Source organism: Vibrio sp. ArtGut-C1, assembly GCF_002105475.1.
In the GTDB taxonomy this organism is placed as follows: Bacteria; Pseudomonadota; Gammaproteobacteria; order Enterobacterales; family Vibrionaceae; genus Vibrio; species Vibrio diabolicus.
Window position 1 is genome coordinate 137,634 of sequence record NZ_NCTH01000009.1, and the last position, 19,919, is coordinate 157,552.

Annotated in this window: 16 protein-coding genes and 6 tRNA genes; 9 read left to right on the forward strand and 13 right to left on the reverse strand. The window is 43.9% G+C overall.

Going from position 1 to position 19,919, the window contains the following annotated elements; all coding sequences use genetic code 11:
• Positions 1 to 59: 59 nt before the first annotated feature.
• On the forward strand, positions 60 to 248 hold the full coding sequence (locus tag B7360_RS10490; protein WP_005390556.1) for a hypothetical protein: 189 nt from the start codon (positions 60 to 62) through the stop codon (positions 246 to 248).
• On the opposite strand, the gene B7360_RS10495 is transcribed toward B7360_RS10490, so the two are convergent.
• From B7360_RS10495 to B7360_RS10505, 3 genes are all read right to left on the reverse strand, one after another.
• Complete coding sequence (locus tag B7360_RS10495; RefSeq protein WP_101911845.1) at positions 238 to 1,173, reverse strand: YeiH family protein; 936 nt, start codon at positions 1,171 to 1,173, stop codon at positions 238 to 240. The genes B7360_RS10490 and B7360_RS10495 overlap by 11 nt on opposite strands.
• Before the next feature lie 116 nt (positions 1,174 to 1,289).
• Positions 1,290 to 3,164, reverse strand: coding sequence for an MFS transporter (locus tag B7360_RS10500; RefSeq protein WP_085343458.1), 1,875 nt, complete (start codon positions 3,162 to 3,164; stop codon positions 1,290 to 1,292).
• Positions 3,165 to 3,177: 13 nt separating this feature from the next.
• Positions 3,178 to 3,768, reverse strand: coding sequence for a TetR/AcrR family transcriptional regulator (locus B7360_RS10505; protein ID WP_006743255.1), 591 nt, complete (start codon positions 3,766 to 3,768; stop codon positions 3,178 to 3,180).
• A gap of 378 nt (positions 3,769 to 4,146) precedes the next feature.
• Here B7360_RS10505 and B7360_RS10510 point away from each other — a divergent pair, with 378 nt between their 5' ends.
• On the forward strand, positions 4,147 to 5,019 hold the full coding sequence (locus tag B7360_RS10510; RefSeq protein WP_048626164.1) for a Tim44 domain-containing protein: 873 nt from the start codon (positions 4,147 to 4,149) through the stop codon (positions 5,017 to 5,019).
• A gap of 431 nt (positions 5,020 to 5,450) precedes the next feature.
• Here the strand turns inward: B7360_RS10510 and B7360_RS10515 are convergent.
• The 6 genes from B7360_RS10515 to B7360_RS10540 form a co-directional block, all read right to left on the reverse strand.
• Positions 5,451 to 5,535 (reverse strand) — tRNA-Tyr (locus B7360_RS10515).
• Positions 5,536 to 5,618: 83 nt separating this feature from the next.
• Positions 5,619 to 5,703 (reverse strand) — tRNA-Tyr (locus B7360_RS10520).
• A gap of 84 nt (positions 5,704 to 5,787) precedes the next feature.
• A tRNA-Tyr gene (locus B7360_RS10525) sits at positions 5,788 to 5,872 on the reverse strand.
• Between the two features lie 83 nt (positions 5,873 to 5,955).
• Positions 5,956 to 6,040, reverse strand: a tRNA-Tyr gene (locus B7360_RS10530).
• Between the two features lie 84 nt (positions 6,041 to 6,124).
• A tRNA-Tyr gene (locus B7360_RS10535) sits at positions 6,125 to 6,209 on the reverse strand.
• An 84-nt stretch (positions 6,210 to 6,293) separates the two neighbouring features.
• Positions 6,294 to 6,378 (reverse strand) — tRNA-Tyr (locus B7360_RS10540).
• A gap of 284 nt (positions 6,379 to 6,662) precedes the next feature.
• Here B7360_RS10540 and B7360_RS10545 point away from each other — a divergent pair.
• The 3 genes from B7360_RS10545 (at position 6,663) to B7360_RS10555 (ending at position 11,305) form a co-directional block, all read left to right on the forward strand.
• A complete protein-coding gene (locus tag B7360_RS10545; RefSeq protein WP_085343459.1) occupies positions 6,663 to 7,772 on the forward strand; it encodes an efflux RND transporter periplasmic adaptor subunit in 1,110 nt (369 codons plus the stop codon).
• Entirely contained in the window at positions 7,772 to 10,885 is a 3,114-nt protein-coding gene (vmeF, locus tag B7360_RS10550; protein ID WP_085343460.1) for a multidrug efflux RND transporter permease subunit VmeF, read from the forward strand. Before B7360_RS10545 ends, vmeF begins: the two co-directional genes overlap by 1 nt.
• A 222-nt stretch (positions 10,886 to 11,107) precedes the next feature.
• Positions 11,108 to 11,305 (forward strand): type II secretion system protein, encoded by a 198-nt coding sequence (locus tag B7360_RS10555; RefSeq protein WP_005390570.1) that lies wholly within the window; start codon positions 11,108 to 11,110, stop codon positions 11,303 to 11,305.
• A gap of 90 nt (positions 11,306 to 11,395) precedes the next feature.
• Here the strand turns inward: B7360_RS10555 and B7360_RS10560 are convergent, their stop codons facing one another.
• On the reverse strand, positions 11,396 to 11,971 hold the full coding sequence (locus B7360_RS10560; RefSeq protein WP_085343461.1) for a porin family protein: 576 nt from the start codon (positions 11,969 to 11,971) through the stop codon (positions 11,396 to 11,398).
• Positions 11,972 to 12,184: 213 nt separating this feature from the next.
• Here B7360_RS10560 and B7360_RS10565 point away from each other — a divergent pair, with 213 nt between their 5' ends.
• On the forward strand, positions 12,185 to 12,502 hold the full coding sequence (locus B7360_RS10565; RefSeq protein WP_085343462.1) for a DUF1244 domain-containing protein: 318 nt from the start codon (positions 12,185 to 12,187) through the stop codon (positions 12,500 to 12,502).
• Between the two features lie 63 nt (positions 12,503 to 12,565).
• Here the strand turns inward: B7360_RS10565 and B7360_RS10570 are convergent, their stop codons facing one another.
• Positions 12,566 to 13,660, reverse strand: a complete 1,095-nt coding sequence (locus B7360_RS10570) for a PLP-dependent cysteine synthase family protein (RefSeq protein ID WP_085343463.1) — start codon at positions 13,658 to 13,660, stop codon at positions 12,566 to 12,568.
• Positions 13,661 to 13,798: 138 nt separating this feature from the next.
• On the opposite strand from B7360_RS10570, the gene B7360_RS10575 reads away from it, so the two are divergent.
• Both B7360_RS10575 and B7360_RS10580 read left to right on the forward strand, forming a co-directional pair.
• Complete coding sequence (locus B7360_RS10575; protein ID WP_005390577.1) at positions 13,799 to 14,263, forward strand: Lrp/AsnC family transcriptional regulator; 465 nt, start codon at positions 13,799 to 13,801, stop codon at positions 14,261 to 14,263.
• A 461-nt stretch (positions 14,264 to 14,724) separates the two neighbouring features.
• Positions 14,725 to 17,760: a D-Tyr-tRNAtyr deacylase gene (locus B7360_RS10580; protein WP_085343464.1), complete on the forward strand. Its 3,036-nt coding sequence runs from the start codon at positions 14,725 to 14,727 to the stop codon at positions 17,758 to 17,760.
• A gap of 63 nt (positions 17,761 to 17,823) precedes the next feature.
• On the opposite strand, the gene tesB is transcribed toward B7360_RS10580, so the two are convergent.
• A complete protein-coding gene (gene tesB / locus B7360_RS10585; protein WP_005390581.1) occupies positions 17,824 to 18,684 on the reverse strand; it encodes an acyl-CoA thioesterase II in 861 nt (286 codons plus the stop codon).
• A 240-nt stretch (positions 18,685 to 18,924) separates the two neighbouring features.
• Here tesB and B7360_RS10590 point away from each other — a divergent pair, with 240 nt between their 5' ends.
• The gene (locus B7360_RS10590) at positions 18,925 to 19,359 is read left to right on the forward strand and encodes a YbaY family lipoprotein (RefSeq protein WP_012842007.1); all 435 of its coding nucleotides are present in this window, start codon (positions 18,925 to 18,927) and stop codon (positions 19,357 to 19,359) included.
• A 30-nt stretch (positions 19,360 to 19,389) separates the two neighbouring features.
• Here the strand turns inward: B7360_RS10590 and B7360_RS10595 are convergent, their stop codons facing one another.
• Positions 19,390 to 19,692 (reverse strand): DNA base-flipping protein, encoded by a 303-nt coding sequence (locus B7360_RS10595; protein ID WP_005390592.1) that lies wholly within the window; start codon positions 19,690 to 19,692, stop codon positions 19,390 to 19,392.
• Positions 19,693 to 19,919: the final 227 nt, after the last annotated feature.

The window sequence follows — 19,919 nt, forward strand, 5'->3', positions numbered from 1 at the left end:
CTTATAACTCTGAATCATAATTATGCTTCTTCGAAGAGAGAAAAGGCATAAGGTTCAGAATGGTAAAGCTAGTATTAATTGCGGCGGTAGCACTACAAATTGGTATTGCAATAAGCAGTGAAGGGCTCGCCCGCTCTCTTGCAGAGCTGACGGCCTTTTTGATCGCTATCGCATTGGTTGTTACATACAAAAACAGCAAACTTGAGCCGTCGTCATCTCAACACGATGAGAAGACCACTAATATCTAAACAATAACCAACTTAGAGAAGTGGTTGAAATTAACACCCACAGAGTTACACCAAATAACAGTGGCTTAGCTCCAGCAGACCTCAGCTTCGAAATTGAAATGCTGCAACCAATCAGGAACAGACACACCACCAAAGCTTGTTTCGCTCCAACGAAAATACCGTGATAGACCATTTCAAATTGAGGGAAGAAGTCGCTAAACGCGATGGCTGCGCAGTACCAAAAAATGAAATAAGGAATAACTAACTTTTTCGTTCCATTCTCTTTCTGGTCTCTCGAAAAGATCACGGCACTGATCAGTGCGACAGGGATGATCCACAAAGCTCGTGCGAGTTTTAACGTTGTTGCTGTAGTTAGTGCTTCTTCACCGTAGGCTGAGGCAGCCCCAACAACAGAAGAAGTGTCATGAATAGCAATCGCGGCCCAAGTACCAAATGTGTGTTGATCTAGCCCTAAAGCATGCCCAACCACAGGAAACACGAATAGTGCAATGGAGTTTAGGACAAATACCGTTGCCAGTGCTAATCCAATCTGTTCGTCTTTTGCTTTAATCGCTGGTGCCACCGCGGCAATTGCACTACCACCACAAATTGCTGTACCTGACGAGATTAAGTATGCGGTTACTCGCTCCAACTTAATTATTCTGGCAATGATAGGGCCTATGATCAGTGTGCCCGCAATCGTAGCGATAATCAGACCGATACCATCCGACGTGACAGAGAGTGCTTGCTCAAAGTTGATGCCAAAGCCTAAACCAATAATCGAGTAGGACAGCAGCTTTTTAGTAAAAGAAGCAATGGGCAGTTCTGAAGGCACAAAACCAAAACTTGCGAGTAGAAAACCAATAACTAGGGCAATAGGAGAGGAGACAAAAGGGGTTAAGCAAAAGAGTAACGCCAATCCAAACAAGAGGTAGTTTCTATTCAAGGTTTTTATTCGCTGTTGTGAATGAAAGCGAGAGTATATCGCACTGAGTGTGGTCAGTTTGTCTTAATGATTTGAACACATGTTCAGTTATTCTAAACATGTGTTCAAATGTATTTTTATCGCCAGTCGCCTCTAAGTTGATGCACTCTATCGAACATCGTTTTTGCCGTTGCTTCATTTGGTGGAACCGGCTGTCCGGCTTCAATTTCTAGCTTTGACCAAAATCGAGTCGGTAAGCCACAACATGCGCGGCCTTTCGCGCGGCTGAAATAGCTTCCCCATAAGCCTTTGAGTGCCACGGGTATGACAGGCACCGGGCTGCGACGCAGAATAATATCAATGCCACGCATGAATTCATTCATTTCACCGTCTGAGGTTAATTTCCCCTCTGGGAAAATACAGACGATATGTCCTTCGCTTAATGCGGTTTCTACATCATTAAATGCACGTCTGATGGAGTTTCTGTTACTCGCTGAAATCGGAATTACCCCAGTTCTGCGTAAAAAGCGTCTTAGTGGAGGTAGGTTGGCGTAATCTTCCTCCATCACAAAACGAATCAACCTTGGGCATACTGCACTAAGTAGCAAGGCGTCCATATAGCTCACGTGATTACATACGATTAATGCACCGCCTTGTTCTGGCAAGTTATGTAGGTTTTTATGTTTCACTCGATAAATAGTGTGAGTTAGCATCCAAACCACAAAACGGACAACGAATATCGGTATTTGCAAAAAAATGTAAGCGGCGACCAAGAAATTCAAAATGGCTAACAATGCAAACAGCTGAGGAATTGTCATCTTGATTACACTCAGGCACATAATACCTAAGACAGCACTGCCGACCATAAACAGAGAGTTAAAGATGTTGAGCCCTGCGATGACTTGCGCGCGCTCGGTTTCCTTTGCTCTATGTTGCATTAATGCGTAAAGCGGTACGATAAATAGTCCGCCAGAGGCACCAATCATCAATAGGTAGAAAAATAATGGCCAAAAAGGCTCATATCTAAAGAAGTCTACAAAGTTATGAAAGATAGGTAGGTCACTCGGAATGGAGGTTGCCATCAAGTACCCAAATACCGTAATGCCAAGTGCGCCAATAGGTACAATACCGACTTCGATACGATGATTCGAGATCCAATTGCAAAGTAGCGACCCTAGCGCGATACCAATAGAAAACAGAGCAAGTAAGAAAGACACCGCACTCTCGGTGCCATTTAGGTAAATCTTGGTGAAATTCGGGAACTGGGTTAGATAGGCGGCGCCTAAAAACCAAAACCAGCTTATCGCCATAATACATTGAAAAACAACACGATCTGATTTTGCGATGGATAGCGTGTGTTTAGTTTGTTTGTACGGTTGCCAACGAAAAGAAAGATTAGGTGCGCTGGCGGCTGCAAAGGGTATTGATCGGCTCGACAAATATCCCAACAATGCAAAGAGTACGACACAAAATGCGGCAAGGTATTTTGCGTTGTCTGCTGAGGCGATAATTCCAGCACCTAGGGTACCAATAAGGATGGCGATAAAGGTACCAGCTTCAACAAGGGCGTTGCCTGGCACTAACTCTTTTGCGTTTAATTTTTGGGGCAAAAGGGCATATTTAACCGGTCCAAAGAATGCTGACTGTGTGCCCATTAAGAACAGTAGCAGCAAAAGCACACCATAACTTTCGGTTATAAAACCAATGGCGGCCAAAAGCATGATGGCGATTTCAAACAGCTTTACCTTGCGAATAAACCATGATTTTTCATATTTATCGGCTAATACGCCAGCTGAAGCGGAGAATAGAAAGAACGGTAGAATGAACAAGCCAGCCGCTAAATTGATGAACAAGTTGCTCGAAATAGGTAGTGCGCTGGATCCCGCGAAGGCGACAAACAGCAGCAAAACGTTTTTAAAAATATTGTCGTTGAAAGCGCCAAAAAACTGAGTAATGAAATAGGGTAGGAACTTTCTTTGTGTAAGTAAGGACGGCTGTCTGTCGGACGACATGGATAATCCTTTGTTACCAGTTTGTGAGGTAGTTAGAAAGCAGGTTACTGATTAATTCTTTACCATCAATGGGTTCACTAGAGAAAAATTTATCATCAACACTGAGTAAAGTAATACCGTGTACGCCAGACCAAAGCACTCGACTTGCTTGAATCACTTCGGACTCGGTACGATGTGGTGCGATTTGAGCCAATAGTGACTCCAGCATTCCTGTCATCCCGTCGATACGTTTGGCATGCCATTCTGGAAGTTCTGCACCATTCATGTTGTGCTCGAACACTAACTGCCAACGGTAAGGGTGCTTTTGAGCGAAATCGTGGTAGCAATAAGCCAGTTCAAATAGAGCTTGATGAGCGTCTTTACTGCTATTGGTCGCCTTCAGTGCTTCTTGGGAGAGTTCGTCTAAAGTTTGCGCGACTACGTGTAAAAGTAACAGGTTATAGTTGCCAAAAATGTTGACTAATGTGCTTGGCACGTAACCAATCATGTTAGCGATTTTACGAAGACTGAGTTCGTGGTAAGAATTCTCATCTAAAAAGTTTTTGACTGTTGTTAACGTTAAATTCACTAACTCTTCTCTGGTGTGATCGTTTCTGCGCGCCATACTCTCAAACTGCTTTATTGAACATCGTTCAATATGATAGTCAGCTACCTATTAACCGTCAACAAGGCAATATACTCAAGTGACGTCAAGGTGCAGGATTCTGAGCTGTGTCACTGATTCTAATTCAATTAAAACATCCCCAAGTAGCAGCGAGTTCATTCCAAGCATTTCTAAACGAACCAAGTATCTCGAAATTAACCGAGAGCAGTCTGTATCTTTGGCAATATTCTGATACATGTCAGCTTCTGTAAGCTGTTTTCATCAACAGGCATACAGAGTATGATGACGTAACAATCATCTTTGGCGTGCTACTGTTTGAAACAATCGTTGTTTCGTCTGATAGAGCACAATCTTAGATAGCTAACTTTAAGGATAACGATGAAACGTTTATTTTCTATTGTTGCTCTGTTGATGTTTACCGTTGCTGTAACACCTATCGCGGAAGCGAAGAAGTTTGGTGGCAGTAAGTCTTTCGGTAAGAGCTACAAAACAGCGCCAGCACCAAAACAACAGCAACAAAACACCAATACGGTAGGCAAAGATCAGACGGCGAAGTCTTCAAGTAAAAAAGGCTTAATGGGTGGTCTGCTAGGCGGACTTCTTGCTGGTGGTCTACTTGCTGCATTCTTTGGCGGTGCTTTTGAAGGTATCCAATTTATGGATATCCTAATTATTGGTTTGATTGCCTTTGTCATCTTTAAATTAATGCGCGGTATGCTAGGTGCGAAGCAGGGCAGTATGAACCAGCATCGTCAGCAACCTGCATTTGGTGGTAACGCATCTAAGTTTGAGCAACCAAACATGCAAAACTTTGAGCAACAGCCAAACACAAATAATGGTGGCTTTGGTGGTTTCGGCGCTCAAACGGACGTACCACATAACTACCCACCGGGCTTTGACCAAGCAGCGTTTATTAACGGCTCTCGTGAACACTACCGAATCCTGCAAGGTGCGTGGAATCACAATCAACTGGAAACCATTGAAGAATATGTTTCTCCAAGCTTGTTTGAAGATCTGAAAGCAGAGCGCGCGAAGCTCGACGGTGATCAGCATACTGATGTAATGTACGTTGATGCAGAGATCGTCCGTGCCGATTACGATGCAAATAAAGCACAGCTTAGCCTGCAGTTTAGCGGTCGTTACCGTGACACAGTAGAAGGTGTTGAAGAAGAAATCGAAGATATCTGGCACCTAGAGCGTGACCTGACTGTGCCTAATGCACCATGGTTAATTGTTGGTATTCAAGGCTAGTCACCTTTAAACCAATTTAGTCACTAATAAAAATCCCGCGCCCCCTGCGGGATTTTTTGTATCTGTCGTTTGTATCTACGAAAGATATTTTTATAAAACCTGCCAGGTGGAGTCTTCATCATAGCTCGCGCTTAACTCTGCCGAATATCTTTTTTGCTAGCTACTCCTCAAGTGCTTTACTGAATGTTTTTAGCATTCACATTATGGTCATTGCGATAAAACAAGGACAAAGTGCTAGTACATTGTTTGTATTACAACGACCAGATCCGAACTTTGGCCATAGGAGATTCGCTTTGGCCCAGTTGTTAAAGTAGGATCCAAACAGAGGTAGAATAGCGAAGAAGTTGGGTTAAATAAGGAAGGGCTTGTTACTTTACTTTATCAAGAGTCCGAAACGAAAAAGCCAGCTCAACGAGCTGGCTTTTTCAATATGGTGGAGGGGGACGGATTCGAACCATCGAAGGCAGTGCCGGCAGATTTACAGTCTGCTCCCTTTGGCCACTCGGGAACCCCTCCAGGGTGTTTTATACTTGAATGTTAGTTTCCCAACCTAGCTTCCAAGTTGTTCTTATGTTTAAAGGAAAAACACAAGAAAAATATGGTGGAGGGGGACGGATTCGAACCATCGAAGGCAGTGCCGGCAGATTTACAGTCTGCTCCCTTTGGCCACTCGGGAACCCCTCCAGGGTGTTTTATACTTAAAAGATAGTTTCCCAACCTAACTTCCAAGTTGTTCTTATGTTCAAAGGAAAAACACAAGAAAAAATTTGGTGGAGGGGGACGGATTCGAACCATCGAAGGCAGTGCCGGCAGATTTACAGTCTGCTCCCTTTGGCCACTCGGGAACCCCTCCAGGGTGTTTTATACTTGAATGTTAGTTTCCCAACCTAGCTTCCAAGTTGTTCTTATGTTTAAAGGAAAAACACAAGAAAAATATGGTGGAGGGGGACGGATTCGAACCATCGAAGGCAGTGCCGGCAGATTTACAGTCTGCTCCCTTTGGCCACTCGGGAACCCCTCCAGGGTGTTTTATACTTGAATGTTAGTTTCCCAACCTAGCTTCCAAGTTGTTCTTATGTTTAAAGGAAAAACACAAGAAAGAATATGGTGGAGGGGGACGGATTCGAACCATCGAAGGCAGTGCCGGCAGATTTACAGTCTGCTCCCTTTGGCCACTCGGGAACCCCTCCAGGGTGTTTTATACTTAAAAGATAGTTTCCCAACCTAGCTTCCAAGTTGTTCTTATGTTCAAAGGAAAAACACAAGAAAGAATATGGTGGAGGGGGACGGATTCGAACCATCGAAGGCAGTGCCGGCAGATTTACAGTCTGCTCCCTTTGGCCACTCGGGAACCCCTCCAGGGGATTTTTATACTTAGTAAGATGTTTTCCCAACTCATCTCCCAAGTGCGGAGCGAATCATAGCAAACTCGCTCAGGCTGTAAAGCGTTTTTCTTGCGTTTTTACGTTGAATGCTGTCTTTTTGGGCAAAGATGGTAGAAAGTCAGCGTTTTGTGTGTCCTTTGAACAGAAGAGAAACGCTCTTTTTACTTGAATTTACACTACTTGACGTTAAACCACGTATCTACTGATAAAATGTAAGCAGTTTAATGACATAAGTTTATTCGTTTAGAAGTCAATATCATGAGCATGAAAGCCACGTTATCGTTATCTGTTTTAACGCTTTCTATATTAATGAGTTCTCCATCAGCTTTCGCAGCTATGCGAGGCTCAGCAGTTACCGTCGTAACTGAGCAAGTAGAAACGCACGAGATCAATCAATCCTTATCGCTTATCGGTAAATTAGAAGCGGCGGAGTCTGTGGTTGTTGCATCGGAAGTCGCCGGCAAAGTGAATCAAATCGCTGTTAAAGCGAATCAAAATGTCCAACAAGGTCAGCTGTTAATCAAGTTGGATGATGATAAGGCTCAAGCCGCTTTGATTGAGGCAAAGGCGTACCTTAAAGATGAACAACGTAAGCTAAAAGAGTTTCAACGTTTGGTTAAGCGAAATGCTATCACCCAAACTGAGATCGACGCACAAAAAGCAAGCGTTGAAATTGCACAAGCAAGGCTGGACGCCGCTCAAGCAAATTTGGCCGATCTTCATATTACGGCTCCATTCTCTGGCACTGTTGGTTTCATCGATTTTAGTCGCGGTAAAATGGTTAGCGCGGGTACAGAGCTGTTGACCTTGGATGACCTTTCCGTCATGGAGCTTGATTTACAGGTACCGGAGCGCTATTTATCGATGCTTTCTATTGGTATGGAAGTCATTGCCAAAACCAGTGCATGGGGTGAACAGACGTTTACTGGTCAAGTCACAGGCATTGATACGCGGATTAGCTCAGAAACGCTGAACCTGCGTGTGCGTATTGAGTTTGAGAACCCTGAAAACCGCTTAAAACCGGGCATGTTAATGAATGCATCATTGGCCTTCCCAGCGATTGAAGCGCCAATTATCCCGGTTCAAGCACTAGAATACTCTGGCACCAAGCGTTACGTATACGTCATCGATGACAACAATAAAGCGACTCGACAAGAAGTCATTCTCGGTGCTCGTGTCGATAACGAAGTCGTTATTGAATCAGGCGTTGAAGTTGGCGACAAAATTGTTGTACAGGGCATCGTTAATATGCGAGATGGTGTTGAAGTTAAGGAAATTGTCGCACCAGGAAAGTCAGAAACAGTTAACGCAACTGGTAATCAAGGTGTTCAAAGCACGCAAGACGAAGCGGCTAAGGAAGCAAACTAATGTTACTTTCTGACGTTTCTGTAAAACGCCCAGTCGCAGCGTTGGTATTGAGTATGCTGCTGTGTGTATTTGGTTTTGTATCCTTTACGAAACTAGCGGTGCGAGAAATGCCGGACATTGAAAGTCCGGTCGTTTCTATTAGTACGCGTTACGAGGGCGCTTCCGCGACGATCATCGAGAGTCAAATTACTTCTGTATTAGAAGATCAGCTTTCAGGTATCAGCGGAATCGATGAGATCAGTTCGACGACGCGAAACAGCAGTTCGCGTATCACGATCACTTTTGAGCTCGGTTACGATCTCAATACGGGTGTTAGTGATGTTCGCGACGCGGTGGCTCGCGCTCAACGTTCGCTACCTGATGAAGCGGACGATCCAATTGTCTACAAGAATAACGGTTCAGGTCAGGCCTCCCTCTATATTAACCTCAGCTCTGCAGAGATGGACCGCACTCAATTGACGGATTATGCAGAACGTGTACTGATGGATCGCTTTAGCTTGATCTCTGGGGTGAGCTCCATTGATCTCTCTGGTGGTTTGTACAAGGTGATGTACGTGAAGCTTAAGCCAGAGCTGATGGCGGGGCGCTTAGTCACGGCTTCGGACATTACATCGGCACTGCGAAGTGAAAACTTAGAAAGTCCGGGTGGTGAAGTTCGTAATGACTCGACAGTCATGTCGGTACGGACAGCGCGCAGCTATAACACGCCGGAAGATTTTCAGTACCTCGTGATTAAAAGGGCAAGCGACAACACGCCTATCTATTTGAAAGATGTCGCTGATGTTTTTATCGGTGCAGAAAACGAAAACTCGACCTTTAAAAGCGATGGCGTCGTCAATGTTAGTTTGGGGGTAGTTCCTCAGTCTGATGCGAACCCGTTAGAAGTAGCAAAATTAGTTCGAGCTGAAGTTGATAACATCCAGAAGTTCTTGCCGGAAGGGACGCGGCTTGCTATCGACTACGATGCGACGGTGTTTATCGAGCGCTCGATAGAAGAGGTATATAGCACGCTATTTATTACGGGTGGTTTGGTTATTTTGGTGTTGTACATCTTCATTGGTCAAGCTCGTGCAACCTTGATCCCAGCTGTTACGGTTCCGGTATCGCTGATTTCTTCGTTCATTGCCGCTTATTACTTTGGCTTTTCTATCAACTTAATCACCTTGATGGCGCTGATCCTGTCTATCGGCTTGGTAGTGGATGACGCGATTGTGGTTGTTGAAAACATCTTCCACCATATCGAACGTGGTGAATCGCCTTTGCTTGCGGCCTATAAAGGTACGCGGGAAGTAGGCTTTGCCGTTATCGCGACAACGTTAGTGCTGGTGATGGTATTCCTGCCGATTTCTTTTATGGATGGCATGGTAGGTCTGCTATTTACTGAGTTTTCTGTCTTGTTGGCGATGTCTGTTATTTTCTCGTCTTTGATCGCCCTAACATTAACTCCTGTGTTGGGTAGTCAGATTTTGAAGGCGAATGTAAAACCAAATCGATTTAATCAAGTGGTCGATCGCCTATTTAGTAAACTGGAGAGTGGTTACCGCTCATTATTGAAAGGCGCATTGAAAATGCGTTGGGCTGCACCGCTGGTGATTCTGGCGTGCTTGGGCGGCAGTTACTTCTTGATGAACCAAGTGCCAGCCCAGTTGACCCCTCAAGAAGATCGTGGCGTGATGTTTGCGTTTGTACGCGGGGCTGATGCTACGTCATACAATCGTATGTCAGCCAATATGGACATTGTTGAAGACCGATTGATGCCATTACTTGGGCAAGGGTATCTGAAGTCGTTTAGTATTCAAACGCCTGCATTTGGTGGACAGGCAGGCGATCAAACCGGCTTTGTTATCATGATTCTAGAAGACTGGAACGAGCGAGATGTAACAGCTCAGGAAGCGCTTAACAAAGTGCGTGGCGCACTGGCTGGCATACCTGATGTTCGAGTGTTCCCATTCATGCCTGGTTTCCAAGGTGGTTCGAGTGAGCCTGTTCAGTTTGTGTTAGGTGGCTCTGATTACGATGAACTTCTCGTCTGGGCTGAAATGTTGAAAAACAAAGCAGAAGAATCGCCAATGATGGAAGGTGCTGAGATCGATTACTCAGAGAAAACGCCAGAGCTATTGGTTACGGTCGACAGACAGCGTGCCGCAGAACTAGGGGTCAGTGTCAAAGACATTTCTGATACGCTAGAAATCATGCTTGGTGGTAAAAGTGAAACGACTTATGTTGAGCGTGGCGAAGAGTATGATGTGTATCTTCGTGGTGATGAAAACAGCTTTAATAATGCAGCGGATTTAAGCCAGATTTATCTGCGAACTAATAGTGGGCAGTTAGTGACGTTAGACGCGGTCACTAAAATTGAAGAAGTGGCAGCTTCTATTCGTCTATCTCACTACAACAAACAGAAATCCATCACTATTACGGCTAATCTGTCAGAAGGCTACACATTAGGAGACGCGCTGAATTACCTTGATCAACAAGCGATAGACAACTTACCAGGTGACATCTCGGTGAGTTATTCTGGCGAGTCAAAAGACTTTAAAGAGAACCAAGCGAGTGTTGCTGTCGTATTTGCGTTGGCATTGCTTGTGGCGTATCTCGTGTTGGCGGCTCAGTTTGAAAGCTTCGTGAACCCGTTAGTGGTGATGTTTACGGTGCCGATGGGCGTATTTGGTGGCTTCCTTGGCTTGGTTGTGATGGGGCAAGGCATGAACATTTACAGCCAGATCGGCATGATCATGTTGATCGGCATGGTGACGAAAAACGGCATTTTGATTGTTGAGTTTGCCAACCAGTTGCGAGACCGTGGTGTTGAATTCGAAAAAGCGGTTATTGATGCAGCTGCGCGACGTCTACGCCCGATCTTGATGACAGCATTTACCACGCTTGCTGGAGCCATCCCGCTGATCGTTTCGACAGGGGCAGGTTATGAGAGTCGTATTGCTGTGGGTACCGTGATCTTTTTCGGGATGGGATTTGCAACATTGGTGACCTTATTTGTCATCCCGGCTATGTACCGATTGATTTCGGCGAAAACACAGGCGCCAGGTCATGTAGAAGCTGAATTGAACAAAGCACTCAGCCACGATACAAAAGGCCGTATTGCTCATCCTTAGCCGCTGTACGTAAAGCTTTGATTGAAAACACCGAACAACTGTTGTTCGGTGTTTTTTTATATTGAGAGTGATTACTTATAGATCTAATGATTATTTTTGTTTATTATTTCGCCACTTCTTCGAGGGGCACAGGACTCGCTCATCGTATTGACTGAATGTCGGGTCTTGTTAGGTGTCATGCCGGGAAAGCAGCATATACCTATTATTATTTGAGGTGTTCTCTTGAAAAAAGTACGTGGTAGTTACATGGTAGAAATGGTTTTAGTTGCGGGTGTTATGGCGTTGTTAGCGACCACTGCACTTCCGACGTTAACGAATGCACTAAAAGATCGTCAAGATGGCATTTTACACTCTCTCGATGCCGGTCAACCAAGTAGCCATGTGAATCAAGAGACAACAGAAAAGTTTTCCGCTCAGTAACTGATGACACACCGTAGATTGTAAAACAAGCCGAGGTAAAAACCTCGGCTTGTTTGTATTTCAATTCTGGTAACTTGGTGCTACCTAATGTTAGAAGCGTTTCCCTAAGCTAATTTGCACACCTTCGTAGCTGTCGTAAAAATCTTCAAAGCCCATATCTGCGACATTATAGATGTACTCTGCGCGCAACCAGATGTCTTTGCTCATATCCCAATGGACACCAGCACCGATATTGAATAGTGCTCCTGAATCATCGGTGACTTTTTGTTGGTTTGGAACGTACATTTCTGCCTGAGTCCCTAACGCGGTCACGCGGCCGAACAAAGAAAGTGGCGTATCGCCAAGGTTATCACTGGTCAATACTGCTGACATACCCGCTTGGTAATAGTGCAAATCCAAATCTGTTTTCAGTTTGTCGTTCTTCAGTTCGTTTTGGGAATAGCGAAGCACACCTTCAAACGCAAGGTATTGATTAACATGATAGCCCCAACCAACAGTGATATGTGGTGTGGACCACTCATTGTCTCTGTCTGAGCCAAAATAGGGCGTATCAAAACCGACGTTACCAGTACCCAGATAAAAATAAGATTGATGAGTTTGTTCTTGAGCAGCAAAAGTCGGCACACTGATGGTCAAGGCAGACAATAATAGAATGGCGTTTTTCATAACTTGACGATAACCTTTGTAAAAGACCGTTGTAATGAGTTGTGTTAATATTAATTTAATCAATAAGATAGATGGCGTTTATCATATCAGCTTTTGCGCAAAGGTAGTCATTTAGACTGGGAATTGTTGCGCTAAAGCAGACTTCCTAGGCTGGAGAACTTACTATTCGGTATGGTGACTAACGTCAATCAAATAAGAGAGAAGGAAAGGAAAGTGGCTGAATTCAAATATAAAAATCTGACTCAAGAAGAACAAGATAAGTTAGACGCGGCGACATTTCGTCGTTTATTGGCGCATTTATACGCGAATAAAGACGTGCAGAACATCGACCTCATGATTCTTGCGGGCTTCTGTCGCAACTGCTTTAGCAAATGGTACAACGCTGAAGCGGAAAATCTCGGTGTGGATTTAGATATTGATGACGCTCGCGAACGTGTTTACGGCATGACTTACGATGAATGGAAACAAAATCATCAGCCAGCGGCAACGCCAGAACAATTGGCGGCGTTTGAAGCGCGTCAGAAAAAGTAATACTCATTTCCAAAAAAACAGCCCGCACATCAGCGGGCTGTTTTTTACATTCGAATTTACATATTAAGCGGTAATTGGACCGCAACATGCAGGTTCGACACAGCCTTTCGCTTGAATGACTTCAAGTTGCGCGAGGTAAGGTTGAATATCACCGATGTTCTCTTTTACCCATGCTAAGTCGTAATACGTATCTAAGTAACGCTCACCAGAGTCACATAAAAGTGTCACGATAGAGCCTGTTTCACCGCGTTGTTTCATTTCGCAGGCCAGTTGAAGCACACCGTAAAGGTTCGTGCCTGTCGATGCGCCGACTTTACGCCCAATCAGCTGAGATACCCAATGGGCGGTTGCCACACTGGCAGCGTCTGGAATTTTGCGCATTTCATCAATGACACCTGCAATAAAGCTTGGCTCGACACGTGGTCGACCAATGCCTTCAATTTTGCTGCCGGTCTCACCTTTTAATGAGTGATTACCTGACTGGAAAGCGTCGTAAAACACCGAGTTTTCAGGGTCTACGACACAAAGTTTGGTGTCGTATTTTTGGTAACGAATAAAACGCCCAATGGTTGCGGATGTACCACCAGTTCCTGGGCTCATTACTACCCAATTAGGAATTGGGTGATCTTCTAGTTCCATTTGGCTAAAGATAGAGTTCGCAATGTTGTTGTTGCCGCGCCAGTCAGTCGCACGTTCAGCATAAGTAAACTGATCCATGTAGTGACCATTTAACTCTTGAGCCAAGCGTCGAGACTCGTCATAAATCTGATCTGAGCGCTCTACAAGATGCGCTTTACCACCGTAAAACTCAATTTGTTCAATCTTTTTACGTGCGGTGGTTTTCGGCATAACAGCAATGAACGGTAAGCCAAGCAAGCGAGCAAAATACGCTTCTGAAATGGCAGTGCTGCCTGAGGACGCTTCAATCACTGTGGTTTCAGGACCAATCCATCCGTTACAAATCGCATAAAGAAACAACGAGCGTGCCAATCGGTGTTTCAGAGAGCCTGTTGGATGCGTGCTCTCATCTTTTAGGTAGATATCGATACCATCAAGAGAAGGCAGTTCAAGTTTAAATAAATGAGTATCAGCAGAACGTTGAAAGTCTGCTTCAATTTTACGCACTGCATTGTTGATCCAGTTGTGGTCAGTACACATGGCGTCTCTCCTTGGAAATCGATAGATAAGCATTAGATGGGAATAATTTACCTATAATACGAGAGAAAAACTTTGCTATAGTTGCCGGTAATGACTATTTTGATAGAAAATTTTTCTACACTTCGTGGGTTTTATAGGATGAGTTTGGATCGGGTCGATAAACAGCTGCTTGCGTTGTTACAAACCGACAGCACCTTGTCATTAAATGAGTTAGCAGAGCAGGTAAATCTGACAACGACGCCATGTTGGAAGCGTTTGAAAAGGTTGGAAGAAGAAGGCTACATCGAAAAGCGCGTGGCGTTACTGAGTGCAGAAAAACTCGACCTGTCTTTTATCGCTTTTGTTCAGCTAAAAACCATCGATCACTCCGAAGATTGGTATCACCATTTTGTCACAACAGTGAGTGATTTCCCCGAGGTAATGGAGTTTTATCGTATGGCCGGCGAGTATGACTACATGATGAAAGTGCTGGTGAAAGATATGAAGTGTTTTGACGAGTTTTATAAGCGCTTAGTTAATAGTGTAAAGGGATTGTCTAATGTGACTTCAACATTTGCTATGGAATCCATTAAATATACGACTGAGTTACCACTTCTCAACTAAATAGCTTTATACGAATTTTATTTAATGGTTACTCTACCTGTTAGCATTTTAAGTGTTAACAGGTAGCAGGTTTATTCTAACTACGTAACTTTTTACTGGGTTGGAATAAATATAAACGATATTTATTCTCTCTTCTATTTCCACATTAACTGTTTGTTTTTTATCCTCCATCAAGCGCCAATACAGCAAAACGCATGAAAAAATAACGCAATTTTTTCTCTTTATTTTTCGTGTTTTATTTTTGTTGAATATTCATTCTTACTAAATTAATTAATTGGTTTAATTTGAACGTTTGCTTTGTGTTGTTTTGTGTATTTTAGTCACCACTTCTGAACATTTATTTTTATGCGTAATACAGTAGCAAATACTTAAGTAATAAAGTACTCAAAAATGGATATAGTGATTAATAAAACATCGTATTATTATCGCTAGCACTTATTTGTGACAAAGTGTTTCTAAAAATGAACAGAAAATATTATTTGCTTTTTCTCGCGGCTTTACTCGCTGGTTGTGGTGGTGGAGGTGACTCTAAAACGAACAATACAAACACACCAACCACGATAACTAAGCAGAGCCGTCCACAGTTAAAAGCTGAAGACACGGTATTGAAGTTTGAGGGCGTGGGAACCGTTACAGAGGCAAAATTGAGCAATGTACATGGTTCGGTGTCTTATCAAGTTATTGACTCTAATCCGCTAAATGTTGTGAAAATTAATGACTCTGGAATGCTACAAATTTTGCGTCCAGGAACGGCAACAATTCTGGCAACGGATAACAGTTCTGCTTATGAATCCTCTGAAGCACGATTTTCTATCACTGTGGAACGAGGTATTAACACAGACCTTTCGGTTAGTGATCTAAACTTCAATGCAATCGAATCTGAAGGGAAAGCGCTGACCGTTCGTGGCCAAAAAGGTGAACTGAGTTATGAAGTAGAAAGTGGTCATAACTTGATTCGGGTTGATGAGAACGGTTCGGTATATTCATTAGGCTCAATTGGTCAGGCGTCGGTACTGATTACTGACTCAGGTAACGAGCTTTATCTGCCGAAGCAAGTTCGCGCGACGGTGAAGCTTCATGGAGTAGCATCCGGGCAACTTCAATTCGCTTTGCTTGAAGAAGAATATAGAGAAGGGCTGACGTTAGAACCCGCACGTTTAGATAAAGCTCAAACGCAAAGCATCACATACAAAATCATTCGCAGCGAGCCAGACAACAAAGTTGCCGAGTTACTCAACCCGGAGTCAGGTGTGCTCCTTGTTCATAATGTCGGGCAGCTAACCGTTGAAGCGACAGCAACTTACAGCGATGCCTTTTTAGATAAGCAGCAAACGGCGCAATTTGTTGTGGATGTAAAACAAGGTCAACGCGAAGCTATCAGCGTAGCGGACGTTGTGAAAACTTATGAGGAAGGTGGCCGAATTTTCCCTAAGGTGACGAATGCTAGCGGCGACTATGAGTTGAAAATTATTAGTGGTGAAGACGTTGTTGCTAAATCTGTGAGCAGTGAAGCATTGCTGATCAAAGGTGTAGGTACCGCTGAAGTTGAAATCTACGAGCATGAAATGCGTAATTATCCTGCAAGCAAAGCTCGCTTTAATGTTGAAGTCAATCGCGCGCCTCATCCAGTGATGAACGACATTGAAATGTCGCTTACCTATCAACCAAATCTTTCAATCCCTTTGGCGTTTAAAGGGCAAAAAGGTAACGTAACTCTAGTTAGCAGCTTACCTAATGGCTTACGAATGACTGATGACAATTTGGAGGTAGAGACGGCGGGTGAATACCACCTTAAGTTTGAAGACGACGGTGGGGAGTTCTACCAACCTATTCAATTTAATGTTGTCATCAAAGTTGCAAAGGCTGAAGGTCAACCGATGGCAACGCACGATTATGACGTTGTATACAGCAATAAATACAGTTTTAATCTTCACCGTGATTTTGGTTTGAGCGCTAACGAGCAAATTGAGATTGTAGATAACACCGCACCAGATGTTGTCGGTGGTTTCAGTGAAGGGCTTCTCCATGTGTATAAAGCGGGTAAAGCGACGTTAACGGTGCGTAGACAGGAGAGCGCGAATTACACCGTTGGTCCTGATCAAAAAGTCGACGTTACAATTCTGAGTGCTCCGAGTCGAATTGAAGTTCAATCCGATGTGGAAGAGGTTTGGAAGGTTGGTCAAACATTTGTTGCGCCGAAAATCTCTGGTACGGTTGGGGAAGTTACTTACCGATTTGAAGACAACGCAGCAACGGATGTGGTTTCCTTAAACAGCCAAACGGGTGCCATGCAAATTCTCAACGCGGGTAGCACAAAAATTATTGTTTCGGATGCGGGGGACGACAAAGTGGATCCGGGTGAAAGTAGTTTCTCGGTCACGATTAAACAAGGCACAAACCCTGTATCGATTGCTTATCCAACGGTAGACTTTTCAGCGGGTACTATTATCTCACCAGTGATGAGTGGAGGAGAGGCGAAAGCCAGCTATCGTCTTATTAACCAAAAAGATCCTGTGGTTGAGTTAGTCTCTTCTGAGACGGGGCGTTTGAAGATTTTGCACGCAGGCGAGTACCAATTAGAAGTGACGCTAACTGCACGTAACTACACAACTAAAACCGTATTGGTTAACGGCACCATTAATAAAGCGGATCATCCTGGTCTTACCACGAAACTTCAAACCGTTGAGTTTACGCCTTTCAAGGCAATTGACTTAGGTTTCGGTAGAACGGTCGGTACTCGCACTTACTCATTTGGCGATACTGTGAGCAAAGATCTTGCTACGTTAGACAATGCGAATGCTGAGTTGACGCTAACCAATTATTCTCAATACCATTCTATTGCGCTAGACATCTCTGAGAGTGAATCGCGAGATTACAAAGCGTTACCAAGAACAAAAGTCACGGTTAGTGTCGATTTGGCAGAGTCGGGTGTTGCAGATAAATACACACAACTTAATAGCGAACAAACCGTCATTGTGAGCACGCTTAGTGCCCCACAGTTTGCCAATTTAGAAGAGAGTGAATTTGGTATCTTGGGTTCGCGTTCGGTACGTGAACCGACGGATGACGAGCTGCAAAAACACGGTAAAGGTAAGGTTGTGCTATTTATGTTTAAGCCAGTTGGTAGCGATGACCGAAGACAAGAAAAGGCAGCATGGGTGCATGTTGCTCGATTCGATGGATGTACATCAGAGCTATTTGCTGATGACCTTAAGCCTTTTAATGCAATTGGTTATGATGATCCAGGGTATTGCACCAGCGGTAGCACTATCCGTATGACTCGGTTCTTAGTGATTGATGATTCTAATTTGGAAGACATAGAGTATGAGTTGGCTGCACCAATCATTACTTACCGTCGTGGGGTGCGTGAATTTTTAGCAACGGATAAAGGTGGATTCTATGCTGATCCAAATGTCGTTTACGGGAAAGGCGAATACGGTTACCCGAAATCACTTTACGAATGGTCGGTCATTACTATGAAGTATCAACCAAATTAATTATCGTTTGATACCCACAAAAAGGAGTGCTGAGCACTCCTTTTGTCGTTTAGGGTTTAGCGGTTACTTGGTATAGCGCATTACACCTTCTTGCACTGCGGTTGCCACTAAATGACCTTGCTGGTTATAGATTTCGCCACGCACTAACCCACGAGTATTACTCGCTGTTGGGCTTTCTATCGCGTACAACAACCATTCATCCATTTTGAACGGACGGTGGAACCAGATTGAATGGTCAATGGTGGCAACTTGGAAGTTTGGCGTCATTAATGACACTTCATGTGGGTGCATTGCTGTCACGAGGAATCCCCAATCTGATGCGTAGGCCAACAGGTACTGATGTATAAGCAGGTTCTCTGGCATTTCACCATTGGCACGAATCCAAAGATACTGTTTAGGCTCTGCTTTTTTGGGTTTTAGGGGGTTGATGACCGTAACAGGACGGGTTTCAATTGGCTTTTCACCACAAAATGTTTTGCGTAGTCGCTCTGGCAGGAATTCGGCTATATGGCTAGCAAGCTCACTCTCAGAGGCGAAGTTTTCTGGGCCAGGAATGTCTGGCATCTCCTTTTGATGATCAAACCCAGGTTGATCGCCATGGTAAGACGCCGTTAGGTAGAAAATAGGGCGTCCATTTTGAATCGCCTTAACGCGCCTGGTGCTGAAGCTACGGCCATCCCTTAGGTTTTCTACATCATAAATGATGGGCTTTTCTGGATCGCCAGGGTACAAAAAATAGCTATGGAAGGAGTGCACCGCGCGTGTTTCTTCAACGGTGTAGCGCGCAGCAGAAAGCGCTTGCCCAATCACTTGGCCGCCATACACTTGAGGCAAACCTAGGTTTTCACTTTGGCCACGAAACAAGCCTTCTTCTAATTTTTCGAGTTGTAGTAGGCTGAGCAATTCTCGTAATGGTTTACTCATTGTGTCTCCTCACCGTTGTCTTTCACTCCAACTTACCTCAACAGTCTCACTCTTGTGAAGTGCCATAGTTAAGAGCTATTGAGTAACTTAGAAATAGTATTGTTCCGATTATGAGACAAAATCAATTGTTTGATAAATTCTAACTCAGTCAAACTATTGTCAAATAAACTGACAGGAAGCAGACAGTTTTATATTCCACACCTATAATTGCTCCGGTTTAATACTCTTTTCGAGGAAGATATGAAAAAAACACTACTGCTTGTTACTTCTTTACTCTTTGGGGCTGCGTTAGTGGGTTGCCAAACTTCTCAAAATACAGAAATGGAATCTGCAGAGGCGTCAATGAAGACGATTACAGGTACAGTGGCTTACCGCGAGCGTATTGCTCTGCCGCCAAACGCAGTGGTTACCGTTGCGTTAGAAGATGTGTCTTTGGCTGACGCGCCAGCAAAAGTACTAGCAAAACAGACATTCGAAACGGAAGGCAAACAAGTTCCTCTTTCTTTTGAGCTGAACTACGATAACAATGAAATCAAACCAAACCATCGTTACAGCGTCCGTGCGCGTATTGAAGTGGATGGTAAATTGCGTTTTATCAGCGATACGCATAACGGTGTAATCACAGATGAAGCACAAACTCACCAGTTGGATATTCGTCTAGTTGGTACGCGTTAATATCAAACTCAGCGAACAAAAAATGGCAGCCTAAGGCTGCCATTTGTATTTTCTTAGCGAAATTTTTCCAATCTCAGATACTTCAATTCCTTCGGCTTCTAATTTCTTTGTTTGTCGTTCTAAATTACTGCCTTTTAAGGATATTTTTCCTTGACTATTTATCACTCTAAACCACGGGAGTTTACTGTCCTCTGGCAAATTACCAAGCGCCTTACCAACATGTCTTGCGTAGCCCGGGTAACCTGCCATTTTTGCGATTTCCCCGTAGGTGGAGACTTTTCCTTTTGGAATTTGGTGAATTACAGCAAAGATTTGCGCTAAAAATTGGTCCATACTCAAAAGTGTCTATTGTGGATTACTAAGGAATGGTAAACCATCGGACTTGTATATTGCTAACGGTTCTTAACGTTTATATTGCCCGCGATTGACTTTTGTTGATCACATTTTCTCTTCAGCCGTGCCGTATGTTAATGAGCGTTAAAAAGCATAAAACAAACACAAGCTAAGCTTGAATCTAGACCCTCTCAACGACTTTTAATCCCAGTTTTTGCCGTTGAGTT